We start from the raw sequence: 23,458 nt of genomic DNA, 5'->3' as shown, positions 1-23,458 counted from the left end.
GTGCCGCGTGCGGCGAGGATCGCGACGTTGGCGACGACGGCGACCACCGCGATGGTCGCGATCGCGAGGGCGAAACGACGGACGGGTCGGGCGAGCGCGAGCAGCAGTGCGAGCGCGACCGCGATCACGAAGGCCACCAGGATCACGCTGCGGAACGAGATCAGCTGTGCGATCGGATAGATGCGCTCGAGGCGGAAGAACGCCGGCCAGGTCAGCACCGCCGCGCCGATCGCGCACAGCACGGCGACGAGGATCCCGAGGAGGCGGAGCACTCGGCGACTCTATGCGAGCAGGCTGGGAAATCTCGAAACGGCGCACGTGTCTCCGCCGTGCGCGCGCGCCGTGTCGGGGCCCCCGCTACGCTCGGAGCATGGCGGTGAATCGGCGCTTCGAGGGCCCCAGCGACCTTCACCTCCACTCCACCCATTCCGACGGCACAGAGTCGCCGGCGCTCGTGCTCGCGGCGGCGCACCGCCACGGCCTGCGCACGGCGGCGCTGACCGACCACGACACGACGGCGGGGTGGGCCGAGGCCGCCGAGGCCGCCGTCTCGCTCGGCATGACATTCATCCCGGGGATCGAGCTCTCGGCGAAGCACCAGTACCGCAGCGTCCACGTGCTGGGCTACCTCTTCGACCCCGACGACGCCGCCCTCGTCGCGATGATGGACCGCATCCGCTCGTCGCGCCTCGATCGGGCGCGCCTGATGGCGGAGCGCATCGCGCGCGACTACGACGTCGCATGGGACGACATCGTCGCCCAGACCACCGACGGCGCGACCGTCGGCCGCCCGCACATCGCCGATGCGCTCATCGCTCGCGGGCTCGTGCGCGATCGCGCCGAGGCTTTCTCCAGCATCCTGAGCCCGCGGGGCGAGTACTACGTCGCCCTGTACGCACCGGATCCGGTGACGGCGGTGGGGCTCATCGCGGATGCCGGGGGCGTGCCGATCATCGCGCACCCGGCCGGTCGCGCGGGGGTCCTCCCGATGCCCATCCTCGACGAGATGCTCGACGCGGGCTTGGCGGGATTCGAGCTCGGCCACCGCGAGAACCTGGAGAGCGGCATCCGGACTCTTCGCCGCCTGAGCGAGGAACGCGACCTCATCGTCACGGGCTCGAGCGACTACCACGGTCTCGGCAAGCCGAACCAGCCGGGCGAGAACACGACCAGCGACGACATGGTCGAGCGGATCATCGAACGCGGACGCGGAAGCGCCCCCGTCTATCCGTGACGAGGGCGCTTGCGCGCGGGGGCCCCGCGACGTCAGTGGGCGAGAGCCTTGGCCTTCAGGTGCTCGTACTCCTCCTGCGTGATCGTCCCGGCGTCGAGCAGGCTCTTCGCCTTGGCGATCTCTTCGGCAGGGCTCGATCCGGCGACCTGCTTGATGTACGAATCCGCCGCGGCCTGCGCCGCCTGCGCCTCCTTCTGACTGCGCTCCGCCATGCCCTGGCCGCGCGCGATGAGGTAGACGAGCGCGGTGAGGAACGGGACGAAGACCAGGAAGATGATCCAGACCGCCTTCCACCAGCCGTTGAGCTTGTGGTCGCGGAAGAGATCCCCGATGATCGCGAACAGTGCCATCAGGTAGGCGATGAAGACGAACGCCCACAGGAACCACCAGATGAGGCTCCAGAAGTTGGACCAGAAGTCCATGGATTCTCCTTGGGTAGAAGGACGCTGCGAGCAGCGCGACGGCGGCGAGGCTCCGTCGTCTGATGCCGATTATGGCGGGGGAGTGCGTTCGACGGAATGACCTCCGCGTGAGCGTCGGAGGGCCGCGTCGCGACGCCGGCGGGTTAGCGTGGGCGGATGCGGCAGTCCACCGCGCTCGAACGGCGCATCGACGCGGTCGCGCATCGGCTGCTGCGGAGTGCGCCGGATCGCGGCATCCGTTCGACTCTCGTCGAGCTCGCGGTGTTCGTGCTCAAGCAGGCGTGGGCGTGCGTCTTCGGCGCCGCGCTGCTGGCCCTGATCGTCGCGGTGCGGCTCTGGTACCCAGACGATGCGGCGCTCGCGCGCAACGACTTCCTGACGATCGCGGCGGTCGCGATCCAGGTCGTCATGGTCGCCGCGCGCCTCGAGACGGGGCGCGAGCTGTGGGTGATCGTTCTCTTCCACGTGACCGGCACCGTCATGGAGATCTTCAAGACCGACGTCGGGTCATGGGCATACGCGGCCGACGGCGTGCTGCGGATCGCGGGCGTGCCCCTGTTCAGCGGCTTCATGTACGCGGCCGTCGGGTCGTACATGGTGCGCGTGTACCGGCTCTTCGACCTCGGCTTCACTCGGTATCCGCGACGGTGGCTCACGGCGCTGGTCGCGGCGGCGATCTACGTCAACTTCTTCACGCACCATTTCTGGTGGGATCTGCGGTGGGTGCTGCTCGCGCTCGTCGTGCTGCTGTGGCTGCCGACCGTGATGTACGCGCGGGTGTGGCGGCGTGTTCTCCGGATCCCGTTGCTCGCCGCGTTCGCGGGTGTCGCCGTGTTCATCTACCTCGCCGAGAACATCGGCACGTGGGCGGGCGCGTGGCTCTATCCGAACCAGGTCGAGGGGTGGCATCCGGTCTCTGCCACGAAGCTCGTGTCGTGGTTCCTGCTCATGATCATCTCGGTCGTGCTCGTCGCGTGGGTCTACCCGCCGCGCGAGCCCGCGGCCGCGGTGGCGGCGCAGCCGGCGGTGCGCCCGGCGGCTCCGGCGCGGCGGGCGGCCGCGCGTTCGGAGCAGGCCGGGGCGGCGGGAACAGGACCGATCCTGAGGCCCCGTCCTGATCCGGATGCCTCGACCTGACCTGATGCCGACGCGGTGGCTCGCCGCCCACACCCGTGCGAAATCAGGACATCTGGCGGAGTCAGGAGCATCCGCACGCGATCGTCCTGCTGCGGCCAGATGTCCTGATTCGGGCGCGCGGCGCGGCGCGAGCGCGCGGCGCGAGCGGGGGCCGCGACGACGGCGGCGCGCCGTGGCGTCAGGACGCCGCGGGCGTGCTCGAGCGGGGGCCGCGGCGGCGACGGCGGCGCCGCGCCGCGGCGTCAGGACGCCGCGGGCGTGCTCGAGCGGGGGCCGCGGCGGCGACGGCGGCGACGCGCCGGGGCGGGCTTGCCGTCGTGGTGCTCCTTGCCGCCTCCGTCGTGCGTTCCGCCGCCCTCGGTGCGCTCGGCGCGCTGCGAGGACGTGTGGTCTCCGTCGCGCGAGGGCGCGGCATCCGTCGATCCCTCGGCGAACGTCGCCCCGACGCGCTCACTCGACGAGCGCCGACGGCGGCGACGACGGGTCGTGCCGGCGTCCTCGCCCTGCTCGGCGGCCTCGGCCGCGCGCTCGGGACGGCGCTGCGTCTTGACGGCCTGCGTCTTCGGGGCGGTCGCGATGCGGCCCTTCGTGCCCTCGGGGATGTCGAGGTCGGTGTAGAGGTGCGGGCTCGACGAGTACGTCTCGACGGGCTCCGGCTGGCCGAACTCGAGGGCGCGGTTGATGAGGGCCCACTTGTGCAGGTCCTCCCAGTCGACGAACGTGACCGCGATGCCCGTCTTGCCGGCGCGGCCGGTGCGCCCGGCGCGGTGCAGGTACGTCTTCTCGTCGTCGGGGATCGTGTGGTTGATCACGTGGGTGACGTCGTCGACGTCGATGCCGCGCGCGGCGACATCCGTCGCGATCAGCACGTCCTTCTTGCCTGCCTTGAACGCCGCCATCGAGCGCTCGCGCGCCTCCTGGCTCATGTCGCCGTGGACGGCGCCAGCGTTGAAGCCGCGGTCGTTGAGCTCGTCGACGAGCTTCTGCGCGGCGCGCTTCGTGCGCGTGAAGATGACGGTCTTGCCGCGGCCCTCCGCCTGCAGGATGCGGGCGATGACCTCGTCCTTGTCGAGCGCGTGCGTGCGGTACACGAGATGGCGGATGTTCGCCTGCGTGAGGCCCTCGTCGGGGTCGTTCGCGCGGATGTGGATCGGGTTCGACATGAACCGACGCGCGAGTGCGACGATCGGACCGGGCATCGTCGCCGAGAAGAGCTGCGTGTGGCGGACCGCCGGGACCTTCTGGAAGATCTTCTCGATGTCGGGGAGGAACCCGAGGTCGAGCATCTTGTCGGCCTCGTCGAGCACGACCTCGGTCGCGTTCGAGAGGTCGAGCAGGCGCTGGTTGTTGAGGTCGATGAGACGACCAGGGGTGCCCACGACGATCTGCGCCCCCGCCCTGAGCTGGTCGATCTGACCCTCGTACGCCTTGCCGCCGTAGATGGCGACGACGCTCGTCGAGCGGTTCGAGGTGAGCATGTCCATGTCTTCGTAGACCTGCACCGCGAGCTCGCGCGTCGGCACGACGATGAGTGCCTTGACGCCGGGCTCGGGGTCGAGACCGAGGCGCTGGACCACCGGGATGCCGAAGCCGAACGTCTTGCCCGTTCCGGTCTTGGCCTGGCCGATGATGTCCTGCCCCGGGAGGCCGAGGGGGATGGTCTGCTCCTGGATCGGGAACGCGTCCACGATGCCGCGAGCCGCGAGGGCGTCGACGATGTCCTGATCGACGCCGAGTTCGACGAAGGTCGTCACGATACTGTTGCCTGTCCGGCAGTCAGAAGCTGCCTGAGTCCGTGCCCTGGCGCTACAGGTCTCCCCGGCGCGGGCTGTGGTGCGGTCCACGCCCATTCTCTGCCACAGGCGCGGGAGCCCCGATCCATCGCCGGGGACCGATCCAGGATACCGGACAGCCCCGTGAGTCAGCCGAGCGCCGGTTAGGGTGGAGGCTGTGGTGAGGTGGTTCTGGCAGCGCCGCGAGCCCGGTCGACGGCTTCAGCTGCGCGAACGAGGCGACCTCGGCGACGCCCACCGCGTGGCGTTCGAGCAGCTCGCGCCCGACATCGACACGTTCCTGGGCCAGGCGGCGTACCTGCAGCTCGGCTACTTCGAGACGTTGAGCGAGCTCATCGCGTCGACGCCCGCGCTCTCCGAGAAAGAGGCCCTCTCGCGCGCCGCAGGGGCCGCGCTGACGAAGCACGAGGAGCTCGTCGCGCTCATCCGCGAGCGGGGCGACGACCCGACCGAGATCATGCTCCCGTTCCGCGAGCAGCTCGACGCGTTCCGCGCCGCGACGCACGGAGTACGGCCGCAGGAGACGATGCTCTCGGTGCACATCACGGCGGGCATGCTCGACGACTTCTACCTCGCGCTGTCGGCGAGCTACGGCGAGACCGGTCGGCGTGTCGCGCGCATCCTGCAGGCCGACGACGACCGCGACGCGCTCGTCGACCTGCTCGGCGCGGCCATCGAGAGCGACCCCGAGTGGCGGTCGCTGCTCGCGATGTGGGGTCGTCGACTGGTCGGCGACACGCTCCTCATCGCGCGCGCGGCACTTCGACCGGGGTCGCTCGACGTGGCCGGCGAGCGGAAGGTGGAGCCTGTGTTCACCGAGCTCATGGCGGCGCACTCGCGCCGCATGGACGCGATGGGGCTCGCCGCCTAGCGCAGTCCGCCCGCGGCGGCGTCAGGCGATGCGCAGGCGCTCGCGCTCGCGCTCATCGTGCGCGTCGCGGATGCGCTTGAGCACGACCAGCGTCGGCCACACCACCGCGGCGGGGGCGACGAAGGCGGCGAGCCAGATCCACGGGCTGTCGACGCCCTGACCGGCCCACGTGAGGAGCATCCACGCGAGTCCGGCCACGAACGTGCCCAGGATCGGGGCGAGCGCGACGCCTCGCGTCGAGCGGCCGGGAACGACGAAGTGCAGTGCTACGCCGATGCACGCGCCGACGATCAGGCCCAGGAGGATCTGCATGTCAGGCGACGAACCCGACGCGGCGCGACTCCTCGGTGCCGATCTCGACGTAGGCGAGGCCCGAGGTCGGCACGATGAAGGAGTTGCCCTTGTTGTCGGTGAAGGTGACGTGGGTCGCACCCGAGTCGAGGGCGCTCGCGACGGACTTCTTGACGTCGGCGGCGGCTTCGTCTGTCTCGAAGCTGAGCTCGCGGCCGGTGTTCGTGATGCCGATGCGGATCTCCACGTGACTGCCTTTCCTTCCGCGCCCCGGGTCGGACGCATGGCAACTCTATGACAGATGCGGATGCCGCGGCCCGGGCACGCACGCCTGCGCGAACGCTCTCGGCGAACGCCGCGGGGGGACTCCCGGCAGGTGGAGTCAGCGGCCTCGCCGCGGTCCGGCGATGTCGCCGCCGACGACTACTGTGCTTCACATGAAGCCCGGCCATCGCGCGTCCCCGGCCCTCGACGAGGGGCAGCGCGCGGTCGTGGGGCTCGGGGTCGAGGCATCCGGTGTCGTCATCGGCGGCCCGGGCACCGGCAAGACCGCGACGCTCGTCGCGCGCGCGGCGAGGCTGCTGCACGACGGGGTGGTCGCACCCGAAGAGCTGCTCGTGCTCACGCCGACGCGACAGACCGCGACGGCGCTGCGCGACCGCGTGGCGGCCGGGCTCGACGTCGCGACACCGGGCCCGCTGGCGCGGTCGGTCGCATCGTTCGCGTTCCAGCTCGTGCGCGCGGCGGCCGTCGCCGGCGGAGCGGCGCCGCCCCAGCTGCTGACGGCGGGAGACCAGGACCGCATCATCGCCGAGCTTCTCATCGGCGATGAGGAAGACGCCGCCGCGGGGCGCGATCGCTGGCCCGAGAGCCTGGGCACGGGCGTGCGGCGCTCGCGGCCGTTCCGCTCCGAGCTGCGTGCGCTGTTCGCGCAGTGCTCCGACCTCGGGCTGCGGCCGGCCGAGCTCAGCGCGCTCGGTGAGGCGTCGGGGCGCGAGACGTGGGTCGCGGCGGCAGGGTTCCTCGAGGACTACCGCTACGCGCTGTCGCGCATGCGCAGCGCGCACCGCGACCCCGCCGAGCTCGTGCACGAGGCGGCGGATCTGCTCGCGGAGGCGGGCCCCGAGCGGATCGGTCCGGCTGCCGGTCTCCGTGTGCTCCTCGTCGACGACGCGCAGGAGCTCACGCGCGGCGGTATCGCGCTGCTGGAGGCCGCGCGTCGCCGGGGCATCGCCGTGGTCGCGTTCGGCGATCCCGACATCGGGTCGGGGGCGTTTCGCGGCGCCGGACCCGAGCTGTTCGAGAGGCTCGTGGCGATGCTCGAGACGGTCCACGTGCTCGACGGCTCGCACCGCGGCTCGCGCGCGATCACCCACCTCACGCGCTCCATCACGGCCTCGATCGGCGTGAGCGGCCGCGTCGAGCATCGCCGCGCACCGGGCGAGCCCGTCGCCGACGAGCGCATCCAGGCCGTGCACGCGTCGTCGCCCTTCGAAGAGGTCGACCGCATCGCGCGCATCCTGCGCACGTGGCACGTCATGGACGGCATCCCGTGGGACGAGCTCGCCGTCATCGCGCACGACACGCGCCAGGTCGCGCACCTCGAGGCGGAGCTCGCGGCGCGGGAGGTGCCCGTGCGCGCGGGCAGCGCCCCGCGGCCGCTCGGCCGCGAACCGGTGGTGCGCGACATCGCGTCGCTCGTACGGCTCGGGCTCGAAGACCCGGCCGAGCGCGATCCCGAGGCTCTCGCGGATGCCCTGCTGACGCCCTTCGGAGGACTGGACGCCGTGGGCCTGCGCCGCGTGCGCGCGCGCCTGCGCACGATCGAGCTCGCCGCCGGCGGCTCCCGCTCGGCGAAGGAGCTGCTCGCCGAGGCGATGGCCGAGCCCGCCGTGCTGGCACTCATCGACGCGCCCGACGCGCATCGTGCCGAGCGCCTGGCCACGACACTGCGGCTCGTGCACGAGGCGGGCGAGCGTGGGGCGACCGTGCACGAGCTCCTGTGGCTGGTCTGGGACCGTTCGGGCCTCGAGCGCGAGTGGGCGCGCCGCGCGTCCGGCACCGGGCCACTGGCGGCCGAGGCCGGGCGCGCGCTCGACGCGCTCGTGGCGCTGTTCGGCGCCGCGAAGCGCTACGTCGAGCGGTCGGGGGCAGACGCATCCGCCGACTCGGGCCCCGCGCCGTTCCTGCGCGACATCCTCGACAGCGAGGTACCCGAAGACCTGCTCACCGTGCCGGAGCGACCGGGCGCGGTGTCGCTCCTCACTCCCGCGGCCGCCCTCGGCACCGAGTTCGAGGCGGTCGTCATCGCGGGCGTCCAGGAGGGCGTGTGGCCCAACACGCGACTGCGCGGCGGGCTCCTCGACGTGTGGCGGCTGGCCGATGACATCGACGCGTGGCGCGCCGGGAGGCCGTCCGTCGAACCGGCCGTGCTCGACCGCCGTCGCGGAGTGCTGCACGAAGAGCTGCGGCTCTTCGCTCGCGCCGTCTCGCGTGCCCGCACCCGCCTGGTCGTGACCGCTGTCGACGACGACGACCTCGGTCCGAGCCCCCTCTTCTCGTACCTGCCTCCGCCGTCCGACGACGAGGGCGCGCGCAACGAGCATCCGCTCACGCTCCGCGGACTCGTGGCCCTGCACCGGCGCGCGCTCACGACCTCGCGCGATGCCGCCGCGCGCGTGGCGGCGGCCGACCAGCTCGTGCTCCTCGCCGAGGCGGGTGTCGCGGGAGCGCGGCCCGACGAGTGGTACGGCGTCGCGCCGCCGACGTCGACCGCGCCGGTCCATGACCTGCAGCGCGCCCCCGTGCGCGTCTCGCCGTCGCGCCTCGAGGGCTTCGAGAAGTGCGGCCTCGATTGGGTCATCCGCACGCTCGGCGGTGATACGCGATCGTTCTCGGCGGGGCTCGGCACGATCCTGCACGCCGCGATGGAGCGCGGCGGCGGCATCGATGAGCTGCGTGCGGTGGTCGACGAGCGCTGGGGCGAGCTCGACTTCGAGGCGCCGTGGCTCGAGCGTCAGGAGCGCACGTGGGCAGACACGCTGGTGCGCCGCCTCGACGCGTACCTGCGCCGCTTCGAGAACGAGGGCGGTGAGCCGATCGGCGCCGAGACGCGGTTCCGTCTCGAGATCGATGCGCCGGAGGATCCGGATGCCACACCCCGCGTGCGCCCGTACATCGAGCGCGACCCGGCGACCGACTCCCTGCTCGACGCATCCGCCGAGGCCGCGGAGCGCCCCCTTGCGGCCGCCGTGCTGAGCGGGTCGATCGACCGCGTCGAGCTGTATCCGCCCGACCGGGGCGAGGCCGTGCCGCTCGGCTCGGGCGCGCGGCGCGTCGTCGTCGTCGACCTCAAGACCGGTCGATCGGAGGATCGCGTGAGCGACGCGAAGGTCGTCGAGGACGCCCAGCTCGCCGCGTACCAGCTCGCGATCGACTCGGGGCTCGTCGAGCTCCCGCCCGACGCCGAGAACGCGGGGGCGCGCCTGCTCGTGCTGTCGCGCAAGCTGAAGGACACCCACTACCGCATCGCGCACCAGAAGGCGCTCACACCCGAGACGCGCGCGCAGTTCCTGCGGCGCGTCATCGCCGACGCGCGGGGGATGGCGGCGTCGTCCTTCATCGCGAACGTCGATCAGCACTGCACGACCGACCGCTTCGGCGTGTGCCGCCTGCACACCGTGAAGGCGGTGAGCTCGGCGTGACGTCTCTCGCGACCGAGGCCACACGCGTGCGCTGGGACGGCCCGCTCGAGCTCTCCGCGTCGGTCGTCGCCGCCGCGCTCGGGCTTCCCGAGCCCACCCCCGACCAGCGGCGCGTGATCGAGGCGCCGCCCACACCCGCCCTCGTGATCGCGGGCGCCGGCAGCGGCAAGACCGAGACGATGGCCGGCCGGGTCGTGTGGCTCGTCGCGAACGGGCATGTCCGACGCGACGAGGTGCTGGGCCTCACGTTCACGCGCAAGGCGGCGGGCGAGCTCGCCGAGCGCATCGAGTCGCGGCTGGCCCGCATCGACGAGTACGGCCGGCGCGGCCTGCTCCCGCATCTGCCGCGGCTCGCGGCATCCGGTGAGCTCGCCGCCATGTGGGAGCGCATCGCGATCCTGCCCGAGCGACACCGTCGCACCGCGCTCGCCGCGGCGCTCGACCGCCTGTGCGTGCAGCTCGAGACCGGATGGGAACCGGATGCGGCGACCGCCCGCCCCGCCGAGGATGTGCTCCTGCGCCCGCGCGTCTCGACCTACAACGCCTTCGCGGACGCGATCGTGCGGGAGCACAGCGCGCGCATCGGACGAGACGCGGATGCGGCGCTCCTGAGCCAGTCGGGCTCGTGGCTCATGGCACGTCGCGTCGTCGTCGCCTCGACCGACGAGCGCCTGTCCGAGCGGGAGGACCGTTTCGGCACGGTCGTCGACGCCGTGCAGCGGCTCGCGGGCGAGGTGCTCGACAATCGCGCCGACCTCGATGCGGTCTCCGAGTTCGCGCGGCGGGTCGAGGCATCCGTCGCCCCCCACACCAAGCCGGACCTGGCGTCTCCCGGCGACATCGAGAAACTCCACAACGCGATGGGCGGGCTCCCGGTGCTCGCGGGGCTCGTGCGCGACTACGCCGCGGCGAAGGAGGCGCAGGGGTCGCTCGACTTCGCGGACCAGGTCGCGGGCGCACTCGACATCGTGACGCGGGCGCCCGAGGTGGCGCGCGAGTTGCGCGAGCAGTTCCGCGTCGTGCTGCTGGACGAGTACCAGGACACGTCGGTGATACAGACCGAGCTGCTGTCGGCGATCTTCCGCGACACCCCCGTGATGGCGGTCGGCGACCCGCACCAGTCGATCTACGGATGGCGCGGTGCGAGCGCCGACAACCTCGGCGCGTTCGCGCGGGCGTTCGCCCACGACACGCGCTGCGAGACGTTCCAGCTCATGGTGAGCTGGCGCAACGACCGGCGCATCCTCGAGGCGGCGAATGCGCTCATCGCGCACGCGGTGCCGATCGGCGTTCCGGTCGCCGAGCTGAGCGCGCGGCCCGGCGCGGGTGCCGGGGTGGTGGAGCACCGGTTCACCTCCACGATCGAGCAGGAGGCCGACGAGGTCGCGTCGTGGTTCGCACTCGTGCGCGACGAGCACGAACGCGACAACCCCGGTGGGCGGCCGCACGCGGGGGCGATCCTCTTCCGCGCGAAGCGCCACATGTCGACGTTCGCGGACGCGCTCGCGAAGCGGGGGATCCCGCATCGCATCCTCGGGCTGGGCGGACTCCTGTCGACACCCGAAGTGGTCGACGTCGTCGCGACGCTGCGCGTGCTGAGCGACCCGACGCAAGGGTCGTCGCTCATCCGGCTGCTCGTAGGGCCGCGGTTCGGCGTGGGGGTGGCCGACATGGCGGCGCTCCACGACCTCGCGGTGACGCTGTCGCAGCGCGACGAGACGCTCACCCGTCATGACGACGAGCTCCTCGCGCGGCTGCGCGGGTCGGTCGGCGCCGACGAGCAGGCGTCGATCGTCGACGCGGTCGACTTCGTGCGGTCGGTGTCGCCCGAGCACGGGCTGCTGTCGCGGTTCACCGACGAGGGTGTGCGGCGCATCCGCGAGGCCGGCGCGATGTTCCAGCGGCTGCGGTCAGCGGTCGGCCAGCCGATCCCCGAGCTCATCCGTGCGATCGAGCTCGAACTCGGCCTCGACGTCGAGCTCGCCGCGAACGAGACGCGCGGTCCCGCGCGCCTCGCGTCGGCGCAGCTGCGATCGTTCGTCGACGAGGTGCGCTCGTTCCTCGCAGCGGACGAGCGGGGCTCGATCTCGAGCCTGCTCGCGTGGCTCGACCACGCCGAGGAGACCGATGAGCTCATGCCGCGGCCCGAGCCACCCGAGCCGGGCGTGGTGCAGCTGCTGACGATCCACGGCGCCAAGGGGCTCGAGTGGGACGCCGTGGCCGTCGTGCGCCTCGTCAAGGACGAGCTTCCCAAGCGGCCGCAGTCGACCCTCGGATGGCTCGGCTTCGGCGTGCTGCCGTACCCGTTCCGCGGGGACCGTGACGCGCTTCCGTCGTTCGACTGGGATCCGGATGCACCGGGCGACCGCAAGTCGCTGCAGAAGGCGGTCACCGACTTCAAGACGGGTGTCAAGGCGCACCTCGAACAGGAGGAACGCCGCCTCGCGTACGTCGCCGTCACGCGTGCGCGCACGAGACTGCTGCTCACCGGGTCGCAATGGGGCGGGCAGAAGGACGCGCGCCAGCCGAGCCCCTACCTGGAAGAGATCGTCAGCGCGCTCGGTCTCGACCCGATCGAGCTCGGCGACCCGACCGAGAACCCGTACGCGAACCGCGCCGGTGCGACCCTCGAGTGGCCCCTCGACCCGCTGGGCGCCCGGCGCACGGCGGTGCTCGACGCGGCGGCGCTCGTGCGCGACCGCGCGGCGCGCTCCGAACGGGCCGCGCCCGAGCCCGAGCTCGACCGTCTGCTGCGCGAGCGCGCCGCACGCGAGCGACGCCCGTGGGCTGATGCGCCGGCGCGCGTCGCGGCGTCTCGCTTCAAGGAGTTCGTCGAGGACTTCGGGGGCACGGTCGATGCGATCGCCCGCCCGCTGCCCGAACGCCCGTATCGGCAGACGCGCCTCGGAACGCTCTTCCACGCGTGGGTCGAGCAGCGGTCCGAGCTCGTCGGCCCGGGGCCGTCGATCGACGACGGGCTGTGGGAGCTCGACGGCGACGACACCCCCGAGACCGAGGCGTCGCGCGAGGACGCGGACGAGCTCGAGCGCCTCCAGAAGATCTTCGAGCGCTCGGAGTGGGCCGACCTGCGCCCCATCGAGGTCGAGACCGAGATCGACATCCTCCTCGCGGGCGCGGAGGGGCTGGGCCGCGTCGTGTGCAAGCTCGACGCCGTGTACCGCCGCCCCGACCGCGGCGGCCGCATCGAGATCGTCGACTGGAAGACGGGCAAGCCTCCACGCACGGCGGCCGAGAAGGACGAGCGGATGCTGCAGCTCGCCCTCTACCGTCTCGCGTACCACAAGCGGCACGGCGTGCCGCTCGACGAGATCGACGTCGCGCTGTACTACGTGTCGGACGACCTCGTCATCCGCTCGGACCGCGTCTACTCCGAAGCGGAGCTCGTCCAGCGCTGGAACGCCGCGCGCGACGCACGCTCCGCTTCGACGGCCTCCGCCGCCGCGACGTCGTCGTCCGGGCTCGGGGCGCCGGGCGCCGACGCCTGACCGTGCTCACGGAGCGCCGACACGTCGATCGGCGCCGTGGACGTGTCGTCCGGCGACGGCTCGACCTCGTCGAACAGCGTCTCGGGCTCGGACCGCGGGGACGCGTCGGGTCCTTCCGAGGCGCCGTCGGACTCGTCCGGTCCCGCCGCAGCGCGCTCCTCCTCCTGCACCCACGACGCGAGCTCCTCGGGGTCGTACGTGTCTGTCTGCATCGACGTGTCGACCTCGGCGGGAGGCTGTTCGGGCGTGCGCCCGAGCAGCGCGATCGCGTCGTCGACGTCGAGGGCGGCATCCGGCACCAGCTCATCGCCGCGCACACCCTCGGCGAGCGACTCGAGCAGCCGCACGGCATCGGTGACGATGTCGGCGCGTCCCGTGTCGTCACCGTGCAGCAGCCATTTCGCGAACTCGAGCTCGGCGTAGAGGCGCGATCGAGCCCGCACGAGGGCGTCGGGCGCGCGCTGGCTGTGCGACGCGTAGGCCTCGAAGACGTCGTCCGCCGCCTTCGGCGCCGACGCGAGCCACTGCAGGTCTGTTGCGGGGTCGCCCACGGACAGGCCGTGCCAGTCGAGCAGTCCGGTCACCACGGGGACGCCGTCGATGTCCTCGAAGAGGAAGGAAGCCGCGCCGATGCCGCCCAGGACGACCGCCGACTCGAATCGCCACAGGTCGTCGGCACCCGTCGCACGGCGCCAGCGGCGGATGAGGTCTTCCGGAACCCGCCGCGTGCCCTCGACGCGGTCGATCACCCGCGTGGTCTCCTGACGTGCCTGCGCGGGCGTACGGATCGGCAGGCCTTCAGCGCGCACGATCGACACGGGAAGCGCGTGGAGCGCGGCGAGCGCCTCTCCGACCGACGTCGCCGCCCCGCGACCCGCCGGCAGATGCGCGGCGTCGACGCGGTAGCCGGGCAGGAACGAGACGACGATCGCGCGCGCCTCGCCGACACCGGTCTCGCCGAGCAGCTCGGGTGCGCGGAACGGCAGGAGCTCGCGCACGCCCGGCGTGAGCGCGCGCAGCGCGCGGGCCTCGGCGGCGAGCTCGCTCGCGGCATCCGGCTCGGCGGGGGCCCGCACGACGACCCGCCGGCCGTCTTCGAGATCGGCGACCGCGGTGTCGTAGCGACCGGCGGCGCCTTCGGTGAGCAGACCTGCCCCGACGACGCCTACCCGCGGAAGAGCCGAGGTCACCGACGCGGCTAGAGTGAGGGGTGAGCGTGCCATGTGCCCAGGGTAGGTCGCCCGGTGCCGGTCCGCCCTCGCGCCACGCCCTTGGCCGCCGACCAGCGCAGAGAGGTCCTCGATGACGGCGTCCCCTCGCCCGCAGCAGCCGCCGCTGGCCCGCGCCGCCCTCGATCGCGCGGGCGAGGAGCGCATGAATCCCGGCTTGCTCGACGAGAGCAGGGCGGATGCCGCGACCCGCGTCCTCGTGCTGCACGGCGACTCCGCGCCTCTCGACCACGGCGGTGCGGCCCTTCATTGGGTGACGCCCGACGAGGTTCCGGAGGGCGCGCAGTGGGCGTTCCTCGGTCGCGCCGACGAACCCGACGGGGGAGCGGCGGTGCTCGCCGCCGTCTTCCCGCGTGAGGCGGATGCGCCGCTCGACCCGCCCGCGGGCTGGGGGCCGCTGCGCGTCGTGGGCGGCGGGCTGTCGGCGTTCGACGCGGGCGCGTTCGTCGAGGCCCTGAGTCTCGGCCGATGGCTGCTCGAAGCGCCGCATTGCCCGGCGTGCGGCGCCCTCACGCTCGTGACGACGGCGGGGTGGGCGCGGTCGTGCCCGTCCTGCGGGCGCGAGCATTTTCCCCGCACGGATCCCGCCGTGATCGTCGCCGTCACGAGCGCGGCCGACCCCGACAGGCTGCTTCTCGGCTCGAACGCCCTGTGGGGAGCGAACCGCTTCTCGTGCTTCGCGGGGTTCGTCGAGGCGGGCGAGTCGCTCGAGGCCACCGTGCAGCGCGAGCTGCGCGAGGAGGCGGGCGTCGATGTCGTCGACCTGCGGTATCGCGGCTCGCAGGCGTGGCCGTATCCCCGCAGCCTCATGCTCGGGTTCCTCGCGACGGCGGCCGACGACGACGCGGCACGCCCCGACGGCGAGGAGATCGTCGAGGTGCGGTGGTTCCACCGCGACGAGATCGGCGAGGGACTGCGCGGCGAGAGCGACATCCTGCTGCCGGGGCCCGCGTCGATCGCGCACCGGCTCATCTCGGACTGGTACGCGGGACTCGCATGAGCGGCGGAGCACTCGCCGGTCTCGACGACCGCCAACTCGAGGCAGTCACGACCCTGCGAGGACCCGTCGTGGTGCTCGCGGGTGCCGGCACCGGCAAGACCCGGGTCATCACGCACCGCATCGCGCACGGCGTCGACACGGGCGCGTACTCGCCGGGACGCGTCATGGCGGTGACGTTCACCGCGAAGGCGGCGGGCGAGATGCGCGGCCGACTGCGCGCGCTCGGGGTCGAGGGCGTGTCGGCTCGCACCTTCCACGCGGCCGCGCTCGCGCAGCTCAACTACTTCTGGCCGACGCTCGCCGGCGATCGGCCTCCGACGATCGTCGACAACAAGGTCCGACTGCTCGCGCACGCCGCCGACTCGATCGGACTCGATCTCGACGTCACGACGCTGCGCGACGTCGCGTCGGCCATCGAGTGGCGCAAGGTCACGATGCGCACGATCGACGAGTACGCCGCGGCGCGACCGGGCGGCGTCGGGCATCTCGACGTCTCGCGTGTCGCCGATCTTCAGCGCGCATACGAGAAGCTCAAGGACGAGCGTCGGCAACTCGACTTCGAGGACGTCCTCCTCGCGTGCGCGGGAATGCTCGAGGCCGAGCCGTCCGTCGTCAAGGCCGTCCGCGAGCAGTACCGGCACTTCACCGTCGACGAGTTCCAGGACGTTTCGCCCGTGCAGCACCATCTGCTCGAGCTGTGGCTGGGTGACCGCCGCGATGTGTGCGTCGTCGGTGACGCGAGTCAGACGATCTACTCGTTTGCGGGCGCCGACGCGCGCTTCCTCCTCGATTTCGAGCGTCGGCACGAGGGGACGAAGGTCGTGCGGCTCGAGACGAATTACCGGTCGGATGCCTCGATCCTTGCCGTCGCGAACCAGTTGATGCGCGGTCGCCCCGGCGCCCTCCACCTCGAAGCCTCAGGCGACGACGAGCCCGGCCCCACGCCGACCGTCACCGCGTACGAGGACGATGAGGACGAGGCGCGGGGCACGGCGGCCGCGATCTCGGCGCGGATCGCCGCGGGTGTGGATCCGCGCCGCATCGCTGTGCTGTACCGCTCCCACGCGCAGTCGGTCGAGATCTCGCGCGCGCTCGCAGACGCCGGCATCGCCGCCACGGTGCTCGGCGGCAAGCGATACTTCGACCTCCCCGAGGTGCGCCAAGCGATCATGGCGCTGCGCGGAGCATCCGTCGCCCCCACCGAGTCCGGCCTCGTCGACACGGTGCGCGACGTGCTGCGCTCGCTCGGGCTCACGGACGAGCCTCCCGAGGCGGGCGGCGCCCTGCGCGATGCGTGGGAGGCGCGTGCGGCGCTCCTGCGCCTCGCCGAAGAGGCGCCGGCCGGAACGAGCCTGCGCGCGTTCACCGACGATCTCCTCGCACGCGCGAAGTCTCACCACGAACCCGCGCTGCGTACCGTCACCCTGTCGACGCTGCACGCGGCCAAAGGCCTCGAGTGGGATCACGTGCATCTCATCGGGTTCGCGGAGGGTCTGCTGCCGATCGGGTACGCGACGACCTTCGAGCAGGTCGACGAGGAGCGCCGGCTCGCATACGTCGGCATCACGCGGGCCGCGCGAACGCTCGAGCTGTCGTGGTCTCGCGGCGGACGGGATCGGCGTCCGTCGCGGTTCCTGCAGGAGATCGGCACCCGCACTCTGCGTGAGGCACGTGCGACCGCAGCGACCGCAGGGGCGACCCGGCGTGCAGGATCACCGACGAGGACTCCGGCGAGGCGCTCGGCTCCGCGCTGACCCCGAGCAGCTGATCGAGCAGGCGGGCCGCGGTGAGCCCCGCCTCCCACGCCTCGGCGGGATCGACCGGGACGCTCCGCCGCCCCACGAGCTGTGCGGCGAGCTGCGGCCACGCCGGATCGGCGTCGCGCCGGTGCGCCGCGTCGCACGCCAGGCACGGCGTGACGCCGGGTACGACGACGGGTCCGATCTCGGTGCGCGAGCCCGAGAACACGATCGGCACGTGCACGGCGTCGGATCGCATGAGCGCGGCGGCGTCGCGCGGATGCACGACGTGATGCGCGAGCAGCGCGAACACCGCATCGTCGCCGGGTGCGGCATCCGCCGGCCTCCACGCCCGCTCGACCGCGAAGCGTCGGCTCGACGACATCGCCTGCACGGTGGCGTCGATCGTCTCGGGGGCGATGCCGACCGCGGCGACCACGACGAGCCGCCGCGGCGGCGGAGGCTCGTCGGCGAGCGCGGGGCGCAAGAGGTCGAGGAACTCCGTCGTCTCGTCCCGCGAGGCGCCGAGCGTCGTCGCGAGGCCTTCCAGCCCCGCTCGCGGCACGCCGCGCTCGAGCTCCGCGATCAGCCGCTCCTGCCACGGCAGCGGATGCTCGAGGGTCACGACGGCGTCGACGCCGAACTGCACGGTCGTCGCGTCGCGCCACAGGGGAGGATTCGCGGGGTGCAAGCGGATCATTCCCCGATGATGGCCGGGCACGGCATCCGTCGATCGGTTCTCCACAGCCGACTGTCGGTCCCAGCGACCGACTCGCGCTGGGGAGGAACGGATGCGTCTCCCGCCCGCTGCCGCAGGCTCAGATCGGGCGCCCGCCGGGGTGCTCGTCGTCGTCCTGCTCGTCGGCGTGGCCCGCAGCATCCGCCTCGCCCGGGGCCTCCGTCGATCCCGCACCGCTCTCGGCCTCGAGCAGCTCGGCGAGCGCGTCGTCGAACGCGTCCGGCGCGGGCGCCTCGCCGCGAGCACGCGCCTCGAGCCGCGCGATGAGCGCCGCCGGGTCGTCGATGTCCTCCGCGGTGGGCATGAGGTCGGGATAGTCCCACAGCGAGTCGCGCGCGGCCACTCCGACGGCATCCGTGACGGCCTGCCACATCGCCGCGGCCTCGCGCATGCGGCGGGGGCGCAGCTCGAGGCCGACGAGCGACCCGAGCGCCTGCTCGGCCGGACCGCCCACCGCGCGGCGACGGCGCACCGCCTCGGCGATGCGCGGCGCGGACGGAAGGCGCGACGTCGCCGCGGCGGTCACGACATCGACCCAGCCCTCGATCGTCGCGAGGAGGTTCTCGAGTCGCCGCAGCGCCTCGACCTGCGTCTCGGAGCGCGTCGGCAGCAGCGCACCGCTCTCGATCGCGTTGCGCAGCTCTTCGGGCTCGGACGGGTCGAACCGCGACGCGAGCTCTTCGAGCGCGCTCGTGTCGACGTGGATGCCGCGGGCGTACTCGGTCACCTGCGAGATGACGTGCAGTCGCAGCCAGCGCGCGTGCCGGAAGAGCCGCGCGTGCGCGAGCTCGCGCGCCGCGAGGTAGAGCGCGAGTTGATCGTCGGGGATCTCGAGGTCGCGTCCGAAGTCCGCGAAGTTCTGGGGGAGGATCGCCGCTTCCCCGTCGGGCATGAGCGGGATGCCGACGTCGCCGCCCGACACGACCTCCTTCGAGAGGCTGCCGACGACGTGCCCCAACTGCGTCGCGAACAACGACCCGCCGACCGTGCGCATGATGCGCCCCGCGCCCTGCACGAGGCCCTGCATGTCTTCGGGCGCCTGGTCGCGCAGCGCGGCGGTCAGCGCATCGGCGATGCTCGTCGCGACCGGCTCGGCGAGCTCCTGCCACACGGGGAGCGTCGCTTCGACCCAGCCACCGCGCGTGATCGGCTGCGGCGGCTTCGCGAGTTCCGAGATCGTCGTCGCCTCGCCCAGCCACAGGTTCGCGAGCGCGAACGCCTGGTCGAGGTCGGCGCGCTGGCCCTGCGTGATCGCGAGGCCGTCCTGGTTCGCGATGTGCAGCGCCTGACGACGCGTGAGATCCCACGAGATCGACCCGTCGCCGGCGAAGGCGTCCTGCAGGTGGCGCATGACGGTCTGCATCATCGCGGGGTCGATCTGCATGCCGGACAGGCGCGACAGCTGATCGGGATCGATCTCGCCCGCGCCGCCGAACAGCTGTCGGATCATCTCGCGGAACTCGTCTTCGGGGCTGCGTTCGTCGTCTGCCACTTCAGCCGCCTTTCAGCAGGGTCATCGCGTTGCGCTCTACGCTAGTCGCACCCCTTCGTCGCATAGCCCGGCAGCGATCCCTCGCCTTACGCCGGTCGCGAACGACCGAGTGAGAAAGACCCCCGTGGCCCTGTTCGACGAGAACGTGAAGATCTCTCCCGCGCCCCGCCGCCGCCTGACCCCCGCCGTGGTCGCGGGATCGTGGGCACTCGCCATCGCGTTGGCGGCGCTGCTGGTGATCACCTTCCTGCCGACCTCATACGTCATCCAGCAGCCGGGGCCCGTGTACAACACGCTCGGCACGGCGCAGTCGTCCGACGGCACCGAGGTGCCGCTCATCTCGATCGAGGGCGCAGAGACGTACCCGACGGCGGGGGCGCTCGACCTGCTGACGGTCCAGGTCGTGGGCAACCGCGAGCGCACGCCGTCGTGGTTCGAGCTCGCGATCGCATGGTTCCAGCCGAGCCGCGCGGTGCTCCCGATCGATGCGATCTTCCCCGAGGGGCAGACGTCCGAGGAGCGCAACGAGCAGAGCGCCGCCCTCATGGTCGACTCGCAGAAAGAGGCCACGGCCGCCGCCCTGAACGAGCTCGGGCTCGACGTCGGGCACAAGCTCACCGTGCACTCGATCATCGAGGACTCGGCCGCCGAGGGCGTGCTCGAGGCGGGTGACGTGATCCTCGAGGCGAACGGGCAGGAGGCGTCGGATGCCACGGCCCTCCGCGAGATCATCAACGAAGGCGACGGCGCGCCCGTCGAGCTCGCGATCGTGCGCGACGGCGAGGAGCGGACGGTCACGATCACCCCGCGCGAGACCGAGGTCGAGGGCGAGACGACGTGGCTCATCGGCGTCACCCTCACGAACGACTACGACTTCCCGATCGACGTCACGATCCAGCTCAACAACGTGGGCGGCCCGAGCGCGGGCATGATGTTCGCCCTCGGCATCATCGACTCCCTCACACCCGGTGAGCTCAACGGCGGCGAGAACGTCGCGGGCACCGGCACGATCGACGCGGCCGGCGAGGTCGGGCCGATCGGCGGCATCCGTCAGAAGATGTGGGGAGCGGTCGACGCCGGCGCCGACTGGTTCCTCGCTCCCGAGGCGAATTGCGACGAGGTCGTCGGCCATGTGCCGGACGGGCTGCACGTCTTCGCGGTCGAGGATCTCGACGACGCTATGGCGGCACTCGACGCCGTGCGCGAGGGCGGCGACGTCCACGCGCTGCCCACCTGCACGGTCGGCTGACGGGGCAAGCCTCTTAAGCGGGCGCTGAACGTTGCCTGCGGGTTCCGCCGTCGCGTCGGCGCCCGCACCGCGCGCCCGCCTAGGATGAAAAGGTGACCACGACCTCTGCGCCGAACAGGGCCACACCTTCCCGCTCCCGACGGGTCATCGCCATCACGCTCGCCATCATCGCCGCGCTCGTGGTGGGCTTCTTCGTGTTCGCGAACCTCTACGCCGACTGGCTCTGGTACGACCAGCTCGGCTACGAGGGCGTGCTGCTGACCCAGTGGATCGCTCGCGTCGTCATGTTCGCGATCGGATTCCTCGGCATGGCGATCCCCGTGTGGGGCGCGATCCAGCTCGCCTACCGCCTGCGTCCCGTGTACGCGCGGCTGAGCTCGCAGCTCGACCGCTACCAGGAGGTCGTCGAGCCGCTGCGTCGCCTCGCCATGTGGGGGATCCCGATCTTCTTCGGCTTCTTCGCCGGATTCGCGGCCTCGGCGCAGTGGGAGACCACGTGGCTGTGGTTCAACGGCCTCGCGACCGCCACCGTCGACCCCGAGTTCGGCCTCGACACGGGCTTCTACCTGTTCGCGATGCCGTTCTACAGCGCAGTGCTCGGCTTCGTGTCCGCCGTGCTGCTCGTGTGCCTGCTCGTGACCGCCCTCGTGTCGTACCTGTACGGCTCGGTGCGCATCGGCCAGCGCGAGCTGCGCATTTCGAAGGCCGCGCGCATCCAGCTCGCGGTGCTCGCGGGCCTGTACATCCTCGTGCAGGGCGCGAGCCTGTGGCTCGACCGCTACAAGACCCTCGTCGAGCCCGGCGCGCTCGGGCGCATCACGGGTGCCGGCTACACCGAGACGCAGGCGGTGATCCCGGGGCAGACGATCCTCGCGATCGTGGCCGCGCTCGTCGCGGTGCTCTTCTTCGTGACCGCCGTCATCGGCCGCTGGCGCTACCCGCTCATCGCGACGGGCCTGCTCATCGTGTCGGCCATCGTCGTCGGCGTCGGCTACCCGTGGGTGGTCAACACGTTCCAGGTGCGCCCGAACCAGCTCAGCCTCGATGGTCCGTACTACGAGCGCAACCTCGAGGGCACGAAAGCCGCGTACGGCATCGACACCCTCGAGAAGATGCCGTTCCAAGCCGAGACGGATGCCGAGGCCGGCCAGCTCCGCGAAGACGCCGAGACGACGGCGCAGATCCGCATCATGGACCCCGGCATCGTGAGCCCGGCGGTGCGGCAGCTCGAGCAGTACCGGTCGTACTACCAGTTCCAGGACCCGCTCGACGTCGACCGCTACATGATCGACGGCAAGTCGCAGGACACGATCGTCTCGGTGCGCGAGCTCAACATGAACCAGCTCGGCGCGGCCGCGTCGTCCTGGGAGTCGACGTCGCTCATCTACACGCACGGCTACGGCATCGTCGCGGCAGCCGGCAACGAGCGCACGACCGACGGCGAGCCCGTGTTCCTGGAGCGAGGGATCCCGTCGTCGGGTTTCCTCACCGAGCAGGAGGGCTTCCAGCCACGCGTCTACTTCGGCGAGTTCTCGCCGACGTATTCGATCGTGGGTGCGCCCGAGGGTACCGAGCCCGTCGAGCTCGACTACCCGCGCGGAACCGACGAGGGGTCCAATGAGACCCGCACGACGTTCGAGGGCGACGGCGGTCCGAGCATCGGCAACGTCTTCAACCGCCTGATCTACGCGCTCAAGTTCCAGTCCGAGCAGATCCTCTTCTCCGACGGCGTCAACGAGGAGTCGCAGATCCTCTACGACCGCGACCCGCTCACGCGTGTGCGCAAGGCGGCGCCGTACCTCGAGCTCGACAGCGACCCGTACCCGAGCGTCGTGGACGGCCGGATCGTGTGGATCGTCGACGGCTACACGCTGAGCGACAAGTACCCGTACTCCACGCAGGTCAGCCTGCAGCAGGCGATCGCCGACTCGAACAACACGGCGCCGCGCTTCTCTCTCGACGACATCAACTACATCCGCAACTCGGTGAAGGCCACCGTCGACGCGTACGACGGCTCGGTCACGCTCTACGCGTGGGACGAGGAGGACCCGATCCTCCAGGCGTGGCAGAAGATCTACCCGTCGACGGTGAAGTCCATCGACGAGATGTCGGCCGAGCTCATGAGCCACGTGCGGTACCCGACCGACCTGTTCAAGGTGCAGCGCGCCATGATCGGCGTGTACCACGTCGACGACGCCCGCTCGTTCTACAACCAGGACAACCGCTGGCAGACGCCGAACGACCCGCAGAACGATCAGCGTCTGCAGCCGCCGTACTACCTGACGATGCAGATGCCGGGCCAGGGGGCGCCGTCGTTCTCGATGTTCACGACCTTCATCCCGTCGTCCGAAGGCGCCGCACGCAACGTCCTGATGGGCTATCTCGCCGTCGACTCGGATGCGGGCAACGAGGCCGGTGTGAAGTCCGAGGACTACGGCAAGCTGCGCATGCTCGAGATCGCGGCCGACACGCCGGTTCCCGGACCCGGCCAGGTGCAGAACACGTTCGACTCCGATCCGACGATCGCCGATCAGGTCAACGTGCTCCAGCTCGGTTCGTCCGAGGTGCGCAACGGCAACCTGCTGACCCTGCCCGTCGGCGGCGGGCTGCTGTACGTCCAGCCCGTGTTCGTGCAGTCGACCGGTGGCACGCAGCTCCCGCTGTTGCAGAAGGTGCTCGTCTCGTTCGGCACCGACGTCGCGTTCGAAGACACGCTGCAGGAGGCGCTCGACGCCTTGTTCGGCGGCGAATCGGGAGCCTCGACCGGTGACGCGGACGTGACGCCGACGCCCGGTCCGACGCCGACCCCCGAGCCCACGCCGACGCCCGACCCGGGCGAGACGGCCGAGCCGACTCCGCCGGCCGACGAGTACGAGGCCGCGCTGCAGGAGGCGCGCCAGGCGCTTCTCGACCGCGAGGCGGCTCTGCAGCGGGGCGACTGGGCCGCGTTCGGCGAGGCCGACGACCGGCTGACCGAAGCGGTCGAGAAGCTCATCGAGCTGGGCGGCTGACCTCGTCCACCTCGGCGTGACCCCGGGCGGCCGCCCGGCGC

The 23,458-nt window shown here is 71.8% G+C and carries 14 protein-coding genes and 2 pseudogenes; 9 read left to right on the top strand and 7 right to left on the bottom strand.

Translation table 11 applies throughout. The annotated features are described in order from the left end of the window. Window positions 1–272 (bottom strand): annotated as a pseudogene (locus tag VFF97_RS11665) (endonuclease/exonuclease/phosphatase family protein); the annotation flags it as partial. Window positions 273–370: 98 nt separating this feature from the next. Here VFF97_RS11665 and VFF97_RS11660 point away from each other — a divergent pair. Then, window positions 371–1,234, top strand: a complete 864-nt coding sequence (locus VFF97_RS11660; RefSeq protein WP_325033670.1) for a PHP domain-containing protein — start codon at window positions 371–373, stop codon at window positions 1,232–1,234. A 32-nt stretch (window positions 1,235–1,266) separates the two neighbouring features. Here VFF97_RS11660 and VFF97_RS11655 read toward each other — a convergent pair whose 3' ends face one another. Beyond that, complete coding sequence (locus VFF97_RS11655) at window positions 1,267–1,656, bottom strand: SHOCT domain-containing protein (RefSeq protein WP_325033669.1); 390 nt, start codon at window positions 1,654–1,656, stop codon at window positions 1,267–1,269. A gap of 156 nt (window positions 1,657–1,812) precedes the next feature. Between VFF97_RS11655 and VFF97_RS11650 the strand changes: the two genes are divergently transcribed. Continuing rightward, window positions 1,813–2,793, top strand: coding sequence for a DUF817 domain-containing protein (locus VFF97_RS11650; protein WP_325033668.1), 981 nt, complete (start codon window positions 1,813–1,815; stop codon window positions 2,791–2,793). A gap of 242 nt (window positions 2,794–3,035) precedes the next feature. Here VFF97_RS11650 and VFF97_RS11645 read toward each other — a convergent pair whose 3' ends face one another. Then, window positions 3,036–4,547 (bottom strand): DEAD/DEAH box helicase, encoded by a 1,512-nt coding sequence (locus VFF97_RS11645; RefSeq protein WP_325033667.1) that lies wholly within the window; start codon window positions 4,545–4,547, stop codon window positions 3,036–3,038. 196 nt (window positions 4,548–4,743) lie between these two features. Here VFF97_RS11645 and VFF97_RS11640 point away from each other — a divergent pair, with 196 nt between their 5' ends. Further along, a complete protein-coding gene (locus VFF97_RS11640) occupies window positions 4,744–5,457 on the top strand; it encodes a ferritin-like fold-containing protein (protein WP_325033666.1) in 714 nt (237 codons plus the stop codon). 21 nt (window positions 5,458–5,478) lie between these two features. Here the strand turns inward: VFF97_RS11640 and VFF97_RS11635 are convergent, their stop codons facing one another. Both VFF97_RS11635 and VFF97_RS11630 read right to left on the bottom strand, forming a co-directional pair. Next, window positions 5,479–5,769: a hypothetical protein gene (locus VFF97_RS11635; RefSeq protein ID WP_325033665.1), complete on the bottom strand. Its 291-nt coding sequence runs from the start codon at window positions 5,767–5,769 to the stop codon at window positions 5,479–5,481. 1 nt (window position 5,770) lies between these two features. Beyond that, window positions 5,771–5,995: a DUF3107 domain-containing protein gene (locus tag VFF97_RS11630; protein ID WP_325033664.1), complete on the bottom strand. Its 225-nt coding sequence runs from the start codon at window positions 5,993–5,995 to the stop codon at window positions 5,771–5,773. 190 nt (window positions 5,996–6,185) lie between these two features. Between VFF97_RS11630 and VFF97_RS11625 the strand changes: the two genes are divergently transcribed. Together VFF97_RS11625 and VFF97_RS11620 are read left to right on the top strand one after the other, a co-directional pair. Then, on the top strand, window positions 6,186–9,452 hold the full coding sequence (locus VFF97_RS11625; protein WP_325033663.1) for an ATP-dependent DNA helicase: 3,267 nt from the start codon (window positions 6,186–6,188) through the stop codon (window positions 9,450–9,452). Then, entirely contained in the window at window positions 9,449–12,958 is a 3,510-nt protein-coding gene (locus VFF97_RS11620; protein WP_325033662.1) for a UvrD-helicase domain-containing protein, read from the top strand. The genes VFF97_RS11625 and VFF97_RS11620 overlap by 4 nt, the downstream gene beginning before the upstream one ends. Window positions 12,959–13,443: 485 nt before the next feature. On the opposite strand, the pseudogene VFF97_RS11615 reads toward VFF97_RS11620, so the two are convergent. Then, a pseudogene (locus VFF97_RS11615) lies at window positions 13,444–14,181 on the bottom strand (phosphotransferase); the annotation flags it as partial. Between the two features lie 79 nt (window positions 14,182–14,260). Between VFF97_RS11615 and nudC the strand changes: the two are divergent. Both nudC and VFF97_RS11605 read left to right on the top strand, forming a co-directional pair. Beyond that, window positions 14,261–15,187: an NAD(+) diphosphatase gene (gene nudC / locus VFF97_RS11610; protein ID WP_325033661.1), complete on the top strand. Its 927-nt coding sequence runs from the start codon at window positions 14,261–14,263 to the stop codon at window positions 15,185–15,187. After that, on the top strand, window positions 15,184–16,941 hold the full coding sequence (locus VFF97_RS11605) for an ATP-dependent helicase (protein WP_325033660.1): 1,758 nt from the start codon (window positions 15,184–15,186) through the stop codon (window positions 16,939–16,941). The genes nudC and VFF97_RS11605 overlap by 4 nt, the downstream gene beginning before the upstream one ends. A gap of 803 nt (window positions 16,942–17,744) precedes the next feature. Here the strand turns inward: VFF97_RS11605 and VFF97_RS11600 are convergent. Further along, window positions 17,745–19,115, bottom strand: a complete 1,371-nt coding sequence (locus tag VFF97_RS11600; protein ID WP_414684253.1) for a zinc-dependent metalloprotease — start codon at window positions 19,113–19,115, stop codon at window positions 17,745–17,747. Window positions 19,116–19,281: 166 nt separating this feature from the next. Here VFF97_RS11600 and VFF97_RS11595 point away from each other — a divergent pair, with 166 nt between their 5' ends. Both VFF97_RS11595 and VFF97_RS11590 read left to right on the top strand, forming a co-directional pair. Further along, window positions 19,282–20,406 (top strand): YlbL family protein, encoded by a 1,125-nt coding sequence (locus tag VFF97_RS11595; RefSeq protein WP_325033658.1) that lies wholly within the window; start codon window positions 19,282–19,284, stop codon window positions 20,404–20,406. 92 nt (window positions 20,407–20,498) lie between these two features. Continuing rightward, entirely contained in the window at window positions 20,499–23,417 is a 2,919-nt protein-coding gene (locus VFF97_RS11590; protein WP_325033657.1) for a UPF0182 family protein, read from the top strand. Window positions 23,418–23,458 lie beyond the last annotated feature (41 nt).

It is taken from the genome of Microbacterium sp. (assembly GCF_035687345.1).
Taxonomy (GTDB): Bacteria; Actinomycetota; Actinomycetes; order Actinomycetales; family Microbacteriaceae; genus Microbacterium.
Note: the sequence above shows the minus strand (reverse complement) of the source record. Positions and strands in the feature narration are given on the sequence as shown.